Origin of the sequence: Caballeronia sp. SBC1 (genome assembly GCF_011493005.1) — a bacterium.
GTDB lineage: Bacteria > Pseudomonadota > Gammaproteobacteria > Burkholderiales > Burkholderiaceae > Caballeronia.
Window position 1 is genome coordinate 418,692 of the sequence record NZ_CP049157.1, and the last position, 12,447, is coordinate 431,138.

The window sequence follows — 12,447 nt, forward strand, 5'->3', positions numbered from 1 at the left end:
GGCAGCAGCCCACGCTTTGGTCATGTCATGATTTACGGAAGGATAGAGAGCTCCGAGCCGCTTTGGGCTGGGGGCGCAGCAGCAAATAGAAGGCGGCAACATGCGTAATCATCAGGAGAGGCACGTAGATGATCGGAATCGCGTACGTAGCGCCCAGCTCTCCCGCACGCGCAGGAAGATCAGACTGGATAGCGTGGTAGTAGTCGAGCATGAGGTCGGTCGTTCCCACAAGATTGAACGCTACGACGAACGACCAAAAGAGCGGGCGTATGCGTGCTGTGAGTAGCGCCAGCATCGCCAGAACGCCTGTTGCGAAGTCACCGTACGCGGCGAACACGGCGAAGCTGGCAGGCAGATCGGGACTGACGACGCCCGGCAGAATGAAGACCAGCCCGAAGAAACGGAAGCTGTGCAAGGTGGCGATGGCGCGTTGCGCTTCGAACGGGTCCATCGACTTGAGCTTGGGCCAGACGTATGCGCGAAAGCAAAGCAGCCAAGCGAAATACCCCAGAACGAGATGCAATTGGAAAAGAAGTTCCGGTGGCATGTTGCCTCCTGTCAGGTGTTGTGTGGCGCGTTGAAGGATAGATGGACCGTTGTCGGAACGCCGCTAGTCGGGATAACCGGTTGCGAGTAGATCAACACGATCCACAGGACCGTCAGCACGACGATCCAAAGCAGGCTGCGCCAAGCGGGACGCGGCGAGACAATACCAGCAGGATTTGGGGCGGCGATCATCAGCGATTCCCCCGCGGTCTTAGCGGATTGTTCAGGGCTTGCGAGTCGACGTCGGCGTGACGCCTCATCTGCAGGCGTAGGTGTACCATGGCCTCTCGCGAGCGACTATTCATCACAATGTTGACGGGCTATGAAGCAGAACTTCACAGTCAGGCAGGGCGCACTCGATGGCGTGGAGGTGTTTCTGAGCGTTGCCCAGCATCGCAGTTTTCGCCGGGCAGCCGCGGAACTCGGTGTGACGCCGTCGGCCGTCAGCCAGACGGTGCGTGTACTTGAAGCGCGCATTGGCGCAGCGCTCTTCACACGCACCACGCGTAGTGTCGGCCTGACCGAAGCTGGCGAGCGGTTTCTGTCGCGGGCAAAGCCTGCCTTCGAGGAGCTTGTCGCCGCTAGTGATGTTGCGCGCGGACTTGGCCAGCGGCCCGCCGGATTGTTGCGTCTTTCAGTGCCGCGCGCGGTGGTGCCAATCCTGCTGGAACCGCTGATTGCATCTTTCTGCCGGGCTTATCCCGAGGTCGAAGTGGAGATCGCCGCGAGCAAGGAGCTGATCGATCTTGCAGCGGAAGGATTCGACGCCGGAATCCGGCTGGGCCAGTTCGTCGACGCTGACATGGTCGCCGTACCGTTGACGCCGCCGTTTCGTCTCATCGTCGTCGGCAGTCCAGACTACTTCGCCGGGCGCAACCCACCCAGGCACACGGATGATCTGCGCCAACACGCATGCTTGAGATGGCGGCGATCCAGCGGCGCGCTGGCGCTTTGGTCATTCAACGACGACGGCCACGCAATCGAGATCGCCGTGTCGGGCCCTCTCATCGCTCATGATTTTCCCACCATGCTGGGCGCGGCAGTCGAAGGTATGGGCCTTGCGCAGCTACCTGAGCCGATGGTCGCTGAAGGAGTGAGAGCGGGAAGACTGGTGCACGTGCTGGAGCCGTTCGCGCCGGTGATACCGGGAGTGTTTCTCTACTATCCAAGCCGTCGGCAGATCATGCCGAAGCTTCGCGCCTTCATCGATCATGTAAAGAGCCACCCGCCAGGCCATGACAAAGTTCCGGGTACAAGATGAATACTGACGTGCCGGCCGGGGAAAAGAAGGGGTTGTTTTTTCCTTTATATGGACGTCATTCAGGTGAAGGCCCCTCCTGTACGGGAAGAATTTTCGTGAGTTACATGCGTTTGACGAAAAGTCATCGTCGCGACCAGCACGCAAGTCTGTACCCCTTCTTGGATCTCAGTTCAATAGGCCTGTTTGAATTGCGCGCATAGGACCGCGCTCGGCTCGCCCTGCCGCCTCGTTCTTTATCGGTTAAAGGGCAGTACCCGGAGACAGAAGGAATATTTGAGCATCCGGCAGCAGTTGCCCCTGAACGGCCATTCCTGGCCGGGCGCGCTCCGGCGTTGAACTGGCCGCGTGCGTCGCCACTGATTGGCTCGTGTCGGGCAAAAATCGACCGCTGCGGAGACGCTCGATGAGCCATAATTGGCGTCACAAAACATTACAAAGTAGAGGCAATCGTGCGGCTTGTGTGGCTTGTGTTGTTGTTAGTTGCCGTCTGTGACATTGCTGGCGCAACAGCTTTCGAAAAAGTCATACGGCCAGTCAATTGCGATTCGAGTGACGCAGCGGTATGCCTGGTCTCTCTCTTCTATCTTGAATGACTAGAGGAGCTGGCAGGCCATGAGAAACCTCACAACCTTCCGGCGGCACGACTCCGACTTCACACAGCTATCCGGCTGGTCGTGCCGGCAGGCGTTTCGAATGTCGTGGATCGACCCTGAAGGGACCGTCGATTTTCTCGATAGCGGACGGTCGCGGACAACCGCCCGGATCGTTGATCAAGCGCCAGAACCTACGCTGTGGGATAGATGGGTCGTTCAGCCTTGATCAAGGAAAAAAGACGAACGTCGTGAAATGCGTCTTTCCAGTACCCCCACTGTCGCATGATGCCTTCCTCTATAAATCCCAAGCTGCGCAGAAGCCCTATAGACGCTTGGTTGTCGAGGTCGGTCGTTGCCTGAATTCGATTGATGTCCCAGCGATCGTAGGCATGGTCGACAATTGAGCTAAGAGCTTCGTGCACGAGACCTTGTCCCCAAAAGCGTCTCTCCAACTCGAAACCGATGCTCGCCGACCGGAAGGCCCCATTGATGGCGAGTCCGCAGGTACCAATAAGGCACATCTTGCCGGCAAACGGCAGGCTTGCTCAATCATAAGTAACTCATCCTCCATCCTATTCAGAACGAAGAACATATGGCGTCTGGCTGTGCGACGAAACCTTCGGCAAGGATGGAATGTGAGGTGTTCGAGCGAGCAATACCAACCATGTTTCAGGGGACTGGACCGTGTTCGTACTCTTCTTCTTGAGCTTTCATGGCTCGCGCGATCAATAGGAAGTCCGCTTGACTGATCCGAAGGCTCCCCTCCGCCATCGCTGACCATTTTTCCTAAGTTCGGGCGACTAAATACGCCGCGGTATAGCCTCTGCGAAAAAATCGGTGACTTGTCGCACACGCGCCGGTACAAACCGGCGTCTTGGCCAGATGAGGCTTATGTCTCTGGCGTCGCCTATAAATTCGTCGAGAACGGTGATGACGTCCGGATGCCGGAGATCATCGGCAAGAGAGATCTTGGCAAACAGGCCGATTCCCACACCGGCTAGAACACCAGCCCGGATCGTTTCGATACTGTTGGACGTGAGATTTCCGTGCACGGACACGCTAAATCGACCTTCTGGCCCGACAAAAGGCCAATGCGTTGACTCCGTCAAGCCGCGATATAAAAGGCAATTGTGATCAACGAGCTCGACAGGAGTCTTTGGCATTCCGCGTTGCTCGAAGTAGCGACGGGATCCGACGCAGACGAGAGGAGTGCTGGCCACGCGCCTGACGATCGCGTCAGGATCGTTCACGGGCCCCACTCGGATCGCCAGATCAATCCCGTCTTCCACCATATCTCGCACGAAATCCGAGAGAATGAGATCCACCTGAAGGCCAGGATTGAGTGATAGCAGGTCGGGAATAAGCGGCAAAATATGAAGACGGCCAAAAGTACCAGATGCAGCGATCCTGATCAGACCCGAGACATTATGCGTGCTGCTGGTCAGCTCGCTGTCGGCGTCATCCATCTCGTCAAGCAGCGGTTTTGCCCGATCGTAGTATCTTTGCCCCTGATCCGTCAGGGTCACGCGGCGCGTACTTCGGTTAAATAACACCACGCCGAGGCGCCTCTCGAGCGCGCCGATAGCCTTACTTATTGCCGACTGTGAATCGCCGGTTCGATGCGCGGCAGCTGTAAAACCGCCTGCTTCAACCACGGCTATGAAGGCGTTTAATTCGTGGAATCGATCCACTTCGATTCCTCCTGGGAATTAATATTATGGCAAATTAAGCTATTATCATTGATTCCGACATCACTCACAATCCAGCTCTCTCCACAGCTGAAGGAATGGTGTCATGAATATTGATCTCACTGGCCGCAAGGCCGTCGTTACTGGGTCCACAGCAGGTATCGGCCGAGCCATTGCAGAAGGGCTGGGGCGCGCAGGCGCCGCGGTCGTGATCAACGGCCGCACAGAGAAGCGCGTCTCCACGGCGCTTCGGGAGCTTCGCGAACTCTTACCAAAGGCGGAGTTTACCGGCGTCATCGCAGATCTTGCGACCCCGAAAGGCGCGGCGGACTTGTTCGCGCAGGCGCCGGATGCGGACATTCTCGTCAACAATGTGGGTACTGGGCGTCCCAAGTCGTTCTTCGAAATTGAGGACAGCGAGTGGATCGATCTCTTTGAACTTAATGTCATGAGCGGTATTCGCGCCTCCCGTCACTATGTGCCAAACATGACGAAGCGCGGCTGGGGGCGCGTCGTCTTCATCAGTAGCGAGTCCGCGCTTGCCATCCCCAAGGACATGATCGACTACGCCACGACCAAGACCGCTCAGCTCGCCATTGCGAGGGGCTTGGCCGAGGTGGTCGGCGGAACGGGCGTCACCGTTAATTCGGTTCTCCCTGGTCCGACGAATTCGGAGATCATGGGTGGTTGGGCGCAGGCAAACGCAGATGCGCAAGGAATTACGCGTGAGGAAGCCGAGCAGCAGTTCTTGAAAACGAATCGCCCGACCACGCTCCTCAATCGCTTCGCGACAACCGAAGAAGTCGCAAACCTAGTCGTCTATGTCTGCTCGGAGCAGGCGTCGGCGACAACAGGCACTTCCTTGCGTGTCGACGGCGGTGTCGTTCGGACAATTGCATAGGGCGCCCGCTTTTTCACTCGCTCAACGCGGCCTCGGGAAGGGCCAAACTATCGGTTCCTTCCCGGAGTAGACGACAGCCCAAGTTGAATGTGCCTGCATTTGTACGAGTATTTCCACTCGAAAATAGCCGCCCAAAGTTGCCTTAATCGCGCCGACCGGTTGGTCCATGGTGACACGAATGTCGACGATCCTCGCCTTAGGTTCGATGGTCCGCGTCCCTTGGCCGAACTCAGCCGGATGGTGATCGGCTCAGTTCGACCCGTTGCAGCCCCCTGACGAGTGGCAGCTTCGGAGCAGTCAATTTTAGGGCACTCTCGATCAATGTTTATCCACCACCCCTCATTCCAGATACGGCGTCAGCACAACTTCGATCCATTTCATGAATGCGCGGACTCGGCGCGACAGATTGCTCCGATGAGCTACGACGAGGGACACCGCGAGCGCCCGGCGACGAGAATCGGGCATAACCTCCACAAGCGCTCCATTCTCCAGGTATCGGCCAATCCCCAAGAGTGGCGCCTGAATCAGGCCGAGGCCGGCGAGGGCAGCGGCTTCGTAGGTCTGCGCGTTGTTGACGTGTAGCGTACCCGGCAACTGAAGCGTCGCGTAGCTGTCGCCGTCCGGATATTCCCATCCATAAGGTCTTGAGCCGAGCATCGTCGAAAAATGAATTGCCCGATGTTCCTGACGCTGGAGATCTCCTATCGATCGAGGCACGCCATAGCGCGCCAGATAGACGGGACTGGCAGCGTTGACCATGCGCAACAGGCCCAGTGGGCGGGCAATCAGCGTCTCGTCCCGTATGGGTCCAAGCCGCAACACGCAGTCGAACCCCTCTTGAACCAGATCGACTTGCCGATCCGTACTCGACACCTCCAGCTCCAACTCGGGATGAGTCGCCATGAACTCCGGCAAGGCTGGCATGACCGTGGTGCGCGCCACCTCGGACGGAAGATCCACCCGTAGACGCCCACGAAGTGCCACGTGCTCGCCTGCGAACATCGAGTGCAGGTCATCGACTTCAGCAAGCAGATCGCGGGCGCGCGCATGAAACGCACGTCCGTCCTCTGTCAACTGCACGCTCCGCGTCGTCCGGTGCAGGAGTCTGACACCGACATCTTCTTCCAGCTTCCGGACAGCCGTTGAGACCCTGCCCTTTTGGATGCCCAAGCGGTCGGCCGCGCGGGTGAAGCTCCCCATTTCCGCGACCGTTACGAATATGAGGAGGGGTTCGAGATTCTGCATTTTCGCGCCTCGGTATTGTTACCCGCAGAGAGAACAGTTAATTCACTTTGTCGGCGTTTATCATATCTGAAAAACACAATAAGCTTCGAAATTGAGACCCACATCGGAGAACAACAAGTGACTGAAACTATGACCTTGCATCGCTCCCTGTGGGCCGGCCGGGTAATGAGCGCGTTTGTCGTTATCGCTCTGGTGGCAGACGGGATTATTCAGCTTTTCGTGCCAGCACAGATCGCGAGCATGTTGCAGGAAACCGGGTTCGCGATGGACGTTACCCGCGTCGTGGGTCCGATCGTCCTTGCCTGCGCCATCCTTTACGCCATCCCGGCTACCGCCGTCCTCGGCGCGATCCTGGTGACGGGCTATTTGGGAGGTGCCATCTGCGCCCATGTCCGCATTGGTGAGTTGGGATCGCCGCCAGAAATCATTTCGCTGGTTCTGGGCGCGTTGACATGGGGTGGCCTCTACGCGCGCAACTCCCGTATCCGAGCCATTCTGCCGCTCATTCGTTAAGCCAACCGGGGCAGTCCTCTGTCCCTCAATATCCGGAGAAAGCATATGTTTTTAGTAACGGGAATCACGGGAAAAGTAGGCGGCGCAACGGCAGAACATCTGTTGGCGCACGGCAAGAAAGTACGCGCGCTGGTCCGCAATCGCGAGAAGGCGGCTCACTGGGCGAACCAGGGTGTGGAACTTTTAGACGGCGATTGGAATGATTCGGCAGCCGTCGAGCACGCGCTCAAAGGCGTCGAAGGCGCGTTGGTCATGTTGCCGGCTGTCTGGGCGCCCTCGCCCGATTTCAAAGAAGCCAGGGGCGTCATTGCAAACTATGTCGAGGCGCTCACCAGGGCATCGCCGCCGCGAGTGGTTGCGCTTTCGTCGATGGGGGCGAATAGAACCGGTGGGCTGGGGATGATCACGGCGCTGGCGCTTCTGGAGCAAGGATTTCGCGACCTGACATTGCCGATCGCTTATGTGCGCGCCGGCGGATTTTTCGAAAATTTCCTCTACGGCTTGCATGTTGCCCAAGGTGGCACGCTCCCCGTCTACTACAACCCGACCGATCGGAAATCGACCATGGTCGCGACCAACGACATCGGTGCCGAAGTCGCAGCGCTTCTGACCGGGCCGGCATGGTTGGGGCATCGCGCCATCGAGCTCGGTTCGATGGTCAGTGCGGATGAAGTAGCGACACAATTGGGAGAAGTCCTGAAGGTCGACGTCAACGCCTTTGCTGTACCGCGGGCCGGGTGGCCGGCAGCGTTCGAGCAGCTCGGCGTTCCGAAGGGCCAGACGGGACCGGCCGAAGCGATGTATGACGCCGTCAACTCGGGCTGGATGGACCTCGGCGTCGAGGGTACGGAGCACGTCCCGGGCGCGACGTCTGCCCGCGATGTCTTCGCGGCGGCCCTGAAGGCCGCTACAGAATAGGTCAGCGGATCAGCGATGGGATACGACTTTGGAAATCTACTCCGGGTATTCGTACTCCATCGTGATTCTGGCAGAGCAACCAAAAGAGCCCATTTCCATATGAAATGCGGCGTTCATACCAACAACTATCGAGATCGACTATGAAGGTTCTTGTTTTGGGTGCAACGGGCGGAACCGGACGGCTGATCGTCCACGACGCCTTGGAGAAGGGTCATTCCGTAGTCGCGTTAGTTCGCTCGAAGGCGCGCGCGCCCGACTTCCCAGGCGCAGACCTCATTGAGGGGGATGCCTGCGACGAAGGCGCCCTAATGCGCGCCTTGAAAGGCTGCGATGCCGTCGTCAGCTCGCTGGGCACGGGCGTTAGCCCTTTCAGCGAAGTCAGCGTTCTGACCGAAGCGACACGCGCGTTGCTCCCGGCGATGAGTCGCAGCGGCGTCCGCCGTCTGGTCTGCATCTCCGCCCTGGGGGTGGGAGATAGCCGCGGCCACGGCGGCTTCGTGTTCGACCGGCTGTTCCAGCCCTTGCTGCTTCGCCATGCCTACAAAGACAAGGGGCGCCAGGAAGCCGCGATTCGCACCAGCTCACTCGATTGGGTCTTAGTCCGGCCCGCGATGCTCACCAACGACCCAGCTCGCGGAAGCGTCAGGGCCATCGTTGACCTCGCCGACGTCAACGGCGGCAAGGTCGCACGCGCGGATGTCGCTCAGTTCGTGGTGGAGCAACTGGCGAAGGATACGTGGTTGAAACAGACACCCGTACTCCTATGGTGAGGACGGGTCTCGTGGATCACGTTCTTCAACCACCTAGTAGTCAGGCATACAAGAGGTCACGAATGAACAGATTGGAAGGCAAGATTTCGCTCATCTCGGGAGGCACAACCGGGATGGGGGCGGCGATCGCGAAACGATTCCAGACGGAAGGGGCCACGGTGATCGCCACGGGCGCCAACCCGGAAACACTGGAGAAGGCCAAGAAGGAACCATGGGCCTCGAAGTCCACTTCATTTTTATGTTTACCGAAATGAAAAAAAATATTCCATCCGCGCAATTCGGCGGCAAGATCCGCGCGCTGAGACAGCGGCTAAAGCTCACTCTTGACTGTACGGCAAGGGCTGCAGGGATTTCGAAACCTTTCCTGTCACAGATAGAGCGCGGCTTGGCCATGCCCTCGATTGCCTCGTTGAAAGGCATTGCAGACGCGCTTGGTGTTGCCGTGCAATACTTTGTTGACGCTCCAAGCGAACAGAAATTTGTGTGTCGGGGTGAGAAACTGAGTTTCTTCGAGTTCGCGGATACCGCAAACTCGTTCGCGAGACTTACGCATAAGTCTGGAGGCCGGCGGCTTGAGGCCGTCCTTGTGAGATTCCCGCCCTATCAGAGCGGACCTGCCGATATGCCAACCAGCGCAGAAGAAGAGTTTCTTTACGTCACTTCGGGTGAAATTTCGTTGACTCTTGAGGGCAAGACATTTGTGCTCAAAACAGGGGACAGTGCGCATTACCAATCGACGCTGCCCCAAGGATGGTTGAATAACCGATCCACTGAGGCGCTTGCGATCTGGGTCGGGACGCCGAACCTACTTTAAATGTTGAAACAGACTAATCGCAAGCCACCAATTTAGCGCGATCGCCTGGGAGCCAACGATTCCGTGACCTTGAATCGCAACGCTGCGCAACCCGATCGAAGAATAATCGCCGTTCGCTAGGCTGCACTCAGCGCGCATAGTGACTAGGGTGCGTTCGCGGTCCGCGTCCAATAGGCAACTTGCGTGTTTTCCAGCAAAGTTGCGCAGCGACGATTGTCGACAATCTAGGGGCCAGCGTTGAACGTCCGTAAGTGGCCGACAAGCGAACGCTCGCCGGCCACCGGTGATCACACTTCGGTTTGCTCAGCCATTTCGAGTGCATCGTCTACCTCAATCCCGAGGTATCGCACGGTGCTTTCAATTTTTGTGTGGCCCAACAGCAATTGGACCGCGCGCAGGTTCTTGGTGCGTCGATAGATTAACGACGCTTTCGTTCGACGCATGGTGTGCGTACCGTACGCGGTGTCATCGAGTCCGATCGACGCGACCCAGCGATGAACGATGCGCACATACTGGCGCGTCGACACGTGCGCTGAGGCATGCAGTCGACTTGGAAACAAATAGTCGGCAGGCTTTAATCCCCGCGCCGAAATCCATGTGGAGACACTATGACGAGTCTGCTCTGTGATTTCGAACTGCACTGGTCGATGCGTTTTCTGCTGCATGAAAGTCGCGCGGGCTACGACATGCCCTCCCACGCAGACGTCCTGCACTTGCAGTCGCGTCAGATCACACGCCCGAAGCTTGCTATCGATCGCGAGATTGAACATCGCCAACTCGCGGGCGTTGGAAGACATCTGCAGCCTCGTTCGAATCGCCCAGATTTCTCGAAGCTTCAGCGGAGGCTTCTGGCCGGTTAGCCTCCCCTTGTTCCACGGCACCCGACGAGCGTCGGAAGAATTAAGCGGTTCCATGACAATCTCCTCTTCAACGAAGGGAGATCGATTCTGCGCTTGGTGAAGTGGTCAATCTTCGACCCAATTCGGTCTGTCGAATCTCTACAAACCGGCCATTCGTTCGTCGTGGCGTGCAATAGGCTACTTTCCCAGCGAAAACGAACCGAAGCGACAAATGGCAAATTCCTACGCCAATCGCAGATCCCACAACACATCGAGTACGTGTTGCGTGGAACGCTCGACGTGCCCCGCACGACGCGCAATGCCGAGCCGACGCCACAACGCCGGGCGCAGCGGACGCATGACAATGCGCCTGTCGGGTAATGGTGTAGTGGCCTCATGGGGCAACAGCGCCGCGCCATAGCCCGCCGCTACCAGACTCTTGATCGCATCGTTGTAATTGAGCTGAATGCGCGGCGCGGGATGGTGCCCTCCGGTCGCAAACCACTCCGCAGTCAGACGCGAGAGACGCGTGGTCGCATCATTAAGAATGAGAGGTTGAGCGGCGAGCCACTCAGGCGTAACGCGAGCCGGACACCGCCAATGCGCCGGCACGAATGCCATCACCGGGTCGCGGCGCCAGGGCTTGATCACGAGTCCAGCCGCCGGAGGCTGAGGCAGTGCAACCAGCCCGATATCCAGCGTCCCATCCGCTAATCGGGTTAGCGTTTCATGCGAGGTGAGTACCGCGATCTGAATATCGATAGCGGGATGGTGCTCACGCAGCACGTCAAGCGCTTGAGGCAACAGGTGCGCAATCGCGCCGGTCGATGCTCCGAGCCGAACGCGTCCGACAAGCCCTTGAACCTGGCGGTGAACATCGTCTAACGCCTGTTCCGCGTCGGCCAGCAGTCGACGCGCGCGCTCGACCAACAGCTCGCCTATCACCGTCGGCCGAACATGTCCGCGCTTGCGTGACAGGAGCGGAGCCCCGATGCGCTCTTCCAGTTCGGCGATGTGGAGGCTGACCGTTGGTGGCGCCAGATGCAACGCACGCGCCGCGTCGGCGAATGAGCCACGGTCGGCAATAGCGACCAGGGTGCGCAAGCGGTCCAGGCTGATCTCTCGCATGTCGGCGTCCAGATTCAGAAAAACTGAATGTTCACGTTATGAAATTCAACTTTCGCTATTCTAGCGGTGCGCGGAAGATAACAGGCTCGTTCTACTTGTTATTACCCAGTCACCGGAGTATTCCGCGCATGAGCTCTCCCCTTGTTTTCATCGACGGCGACCAAGGCATCACCGGGTTGCAAATTCACGAACGGCTTCGCGACCGGACCGATCTGGAACTGGTCACGCTTCCCGCGGCGGAACGCAAGGATTCCAGGCTTCGCGCCGAAGCCATCAACGCCTGCGACATTGCCATCCTTTGCCTGCCCGATGCCGCCGCGCGCGAGGCGGTGGACGCCATTGTTAATCCTGCCGTCAGAGTAATCGACGCAAGTTCCGCCCATCGCACACAGCCGGACTGGACATACGGCTTTCCGGAAATGACTCTGGGACAGGCTGAGCGCATTGCGAACGCACGTCGGGTCACCAATCCAGGTTGTTATCCGACCGGTGCAATTGGCTTGCTGCGTCCCCTGCTGCACGCCAGGCTCATACCAGGCAACTACCCGGTCAGCATTCATGCGGTGTCCGGCTACTCCGGACGCGGGCGTGCCGGCGTGGAGGAACACGAGGGACAGGATGCTGTCAACGCACCGTCATACCAGGTATATGGTCTGGAACTCGCACATAAGCACACCCCGGAGATCCAGCAGCACGCCGGACTCGCGCAGCGTCCAATCTTCGTCCCTGCGTATGGTGCGTTCCGCCAGGGCATCGTGCTGACGGTGCCCTTGGATGTGCGGCTGCTGGCACCTTACGCGGACGGCGCCACGTTACACGCATGCCTCGCACGCCACTATGCTGAGGCGGCCCACGTACATGTCTTGCCGCTGCACGAATCGTGCTTCTTAAAGCACCTGGATCCGCAAGTACTGAACGGTACGGACGATATGCGCTTAAGCGTATTTCCTAACATGGAACACGGGCACGTCCTGCTATCCGCGGTTCTCGACAATCTCGGCAAAGGCGCATCCGGCGCTGCGGTTCAGAACCTGAACCTGATGCTCACGCAGTAATAGTGGCCGATGGCTTGAGCTAATGTTCGGCTGCACCCATCTGCCAACGATTGCTGTCAATCTGATCGTGGCCGTCGAATGTCTCATACTGGCCGATTGCTGCCTCATGCGCCGCGCATACGCATGTGAACCGCGCAAGTCTGACATCGGCACGCGACCCGGAGCGGTCAGCTGCC

The 12,447-nt window shown here is 58.4% G+C and carries 15 protein-coding genes; 8 read left to right on the plus strand and 7 right to left on the minus strand.

Annotated features, from left to right (window positions below):
- Nucleotides 1-25 precede the first annotated feature (25 nt).
- Together SBC1_RS19845 and SBC1_RS19850 are read right to left on the minus strand one after the other, a co-directional pair.
- Nucleotides 26-547 carry a hypothetical protein gene (locus SBC1_RS19845; protein ID WP_165098325.1) on the minus strand — a complete coding sequence of 174 codons (522 nt, stop codon included), beginning with the start codon at nucleotides 545-547 and terminating at the stop codon, nucleotides 26-28.
- 11 nt (nucleotides 548-558) lie between these two features.
- A complete protein-coding gene (locus SBC1_RS19850) occupies nucleotides 559-738 on the minus strand; it encodes a hypothetical protein (RefSeq protein WP_206366076.1) in 180 nt (59 codons plus the stop codon).
- Between the two features lie 130 nt (nucleotides 739-868).
- On the opposite strand from SBC1_RS19850, the gene SBC1_RS19855 reads away from it, so the two are divergent.
- Nucleotides 869-1,807, plus strand: coding sequence for a LysR family transcriptional regulator (locus SBC1_RS19855; protein WP_165098289.1), 939 nt, complete (start codon nucleotides 869-871; stop codon nucleotides 1,805-1,807).
- A gap of 784 nt (nucleotides 1,808-2,591) precedes the next feature.
- On the opposite strand, the gene SBC1_RS40630 is transcribed toward SBC1_RS19855, so the two are convergent.
- Nucleotides 2,592-2,921: a GNAT family N-acetyltransferase gene (locus tag SBC1_RS40630; protein WP_165098286.1), complete on the minus strand. Its 330-nt coding sequence runs from the start codon at nucleotides 2,919-2,921 to the stop codon at nucleotides 2,592-2,594.
- 279 nt (nucleotides 2,922-3,200) lie between these two features.
- Nucleotides 3,201-4,091, minus strand: coding sequence for a LysR family transcriptional regulator (locus SBC1_RS19865; protein ID WP_165098283.1), 891 nt, complete (start codon nucleotides 4,089-4,091; stop codon nucleotides 3,201-3,203).
- A 103-nt stretch (nucleotides 4,092-4,194) separates the two neighbouring features.
- On the opposite strand from SBC1_RS19865, the gene SBC1_RS19870 reads away from it, so the two are divergent.
- On the plus strand, nucleotides 4,195-4,989 hold the full coding sequence (locus SBC1_RS19870; RefSeq protein WP_031356643.1) for an SDR family NAD(P)-dependent oxidoreductase: 795 nt from the start codon (nucleotides 4,195-4,197) through the stop codon (nucleotides 4,987-4,989).
- A 339-nt stretch (nucleotides 4,990-5,328) separates the two neighbouring features.
- On the opposite strand, the gene SBC1_RS19875 is transcribed toward SBC1_RS19870, so the two are convergent.
- Complete coding sequence (locus SBC1_RS19875) at nucleotides 5,329-6,234, minus strand: LysR family transcriptional regulator (RefSeq protein WP_165098267.1); 906 nt, start codon at nucleotides 6,232-6,234, stop codon at nucleotides 5,329-5,331.
- A gap of 129 nt (nucleotides 6,235-6,363) precedes the next feature.
- Between SBC1_RS19875 and SBC1_RS19880 the strand changes: the two genes are divergently transcribed.
- The 5 genes from SBC1_RS19880 to SBC1_RS19900 all read left to right on the plus strand — a co-directional run bounded on the left by SBC1_RS19880 (nucleotide 6,364) and on the right by SBC1_RS19900 (nucleotide 9,249).
- Complete coding sequence (locus SBC1_RS19880; protein ID WP_165101466.1) at nucleotides 6,364-6,747, plus strand: DoxX family protein; 384 nt, start codon at nucleotides 6,364-6,366, stop codon at nucleotides 6,745-6,747.
- Nucleotides 6,748-6,792: 45 nt separating this feature from the next.
- A complete protein-coding gene (locus SBC1_RS19885) occupies nucleotides 6,793-7,665 on the plus strand; it encodes an NmrA family NAD(P)-binding protein (RefSeq protein ID WP_165098263.1) in 873 nt (290 codons plus the stop codon).
- Between the two features lie 140 nt (nucleotides 7,666-7,805).
- Nucleotides 7,806-8,435, plus strand: coding sequence for an NAD(P)-dependent oxidoreductase (locus SBC1_RS19890; RefSeq protein WP_165098260.1), 630 nt, complete (start codon nucleotides 7,806-7,808; stop codon nucleotides 8,433-8,435).
- 62 nt (nucleotides 8,436-8,497) lie between these two features.
- Entirely contained in the window at nucleotides 8,498-8,689 is a 192-nt protein-coding gene (locus SBC1_RS19895) for an SDR family NAD(P)-dependent oxidoreductase (protein WP_165098257.1), read from the plus strand.
- The gene (locus SBC1_RS19900) at nucleotides 8,674-9,249 is read left to right on the plus strand and encodes a helix-turn-helix domain-containing protein (protein ID WP_165101463.1); all 576 of its coding nucleotides are present in this window, start codon (nucleotides 8,674-8,676) and stop codon (nucleotides 9,247-9,249) included. The genes SBC1_RS19895 and SBC1_RS19900 overlap by 16 nt, the downstream gene beginning before the upstream one ends.
- Nucleotides 9,250-9,536: 287 nt before the next feature.
- Here the strand turns inward: SBC1_RS19900 and SBC1_RS19905 are convergent, their stop codons facing one another.
- Together SBC1_RS19905 and SBC1_RS19910 are read right to left on the minus strand one after the other, a co-directional pair.
- Complete coding sequence (locus SBC1_RS19905) at nucleotides 9,537-10,163, minus strand: tyrosine-type recombinase/integrase (protein ID WP_165098170.1); 627 nt, start codon at nucleotides 10,161-10,163, stop codon at nucleotides 9,537-9,539.
- A 168-nt stretch (nucleotides 10,164-10,331) separates the two neighbouring features.
- A complete protein-coding gene (locus tag SBC1_RS19910; protein WP_165098147.1) occupies nucleotides 10,332-11,216 on the minus strand; it encodes a LysR family transcriptional regulator in 885 nt (294 codons plus the stop codon).
- 128 nt (nucleotides 11,217-11,344) lie between these two features.
- On the opposite strand from SBC1_RS19910, the gene argC reads away from it, so the two are divergent.
- Nucleotides 11,345-12,271, plus strand: coding sequence for an N-acetyl-gamma-glutamyl-phosphate reductase (gene argC, locus SBC1_RS19915; RefSeq protein WP_165098144.1), 927 nt, complete (start codon nucleotides 11,345-11,347; stop codon nucleotides 12,269-12,271).
- The last annotated feature ends 176 nt before the right edge of the window (nucleotides 12,272-12,447 follow it).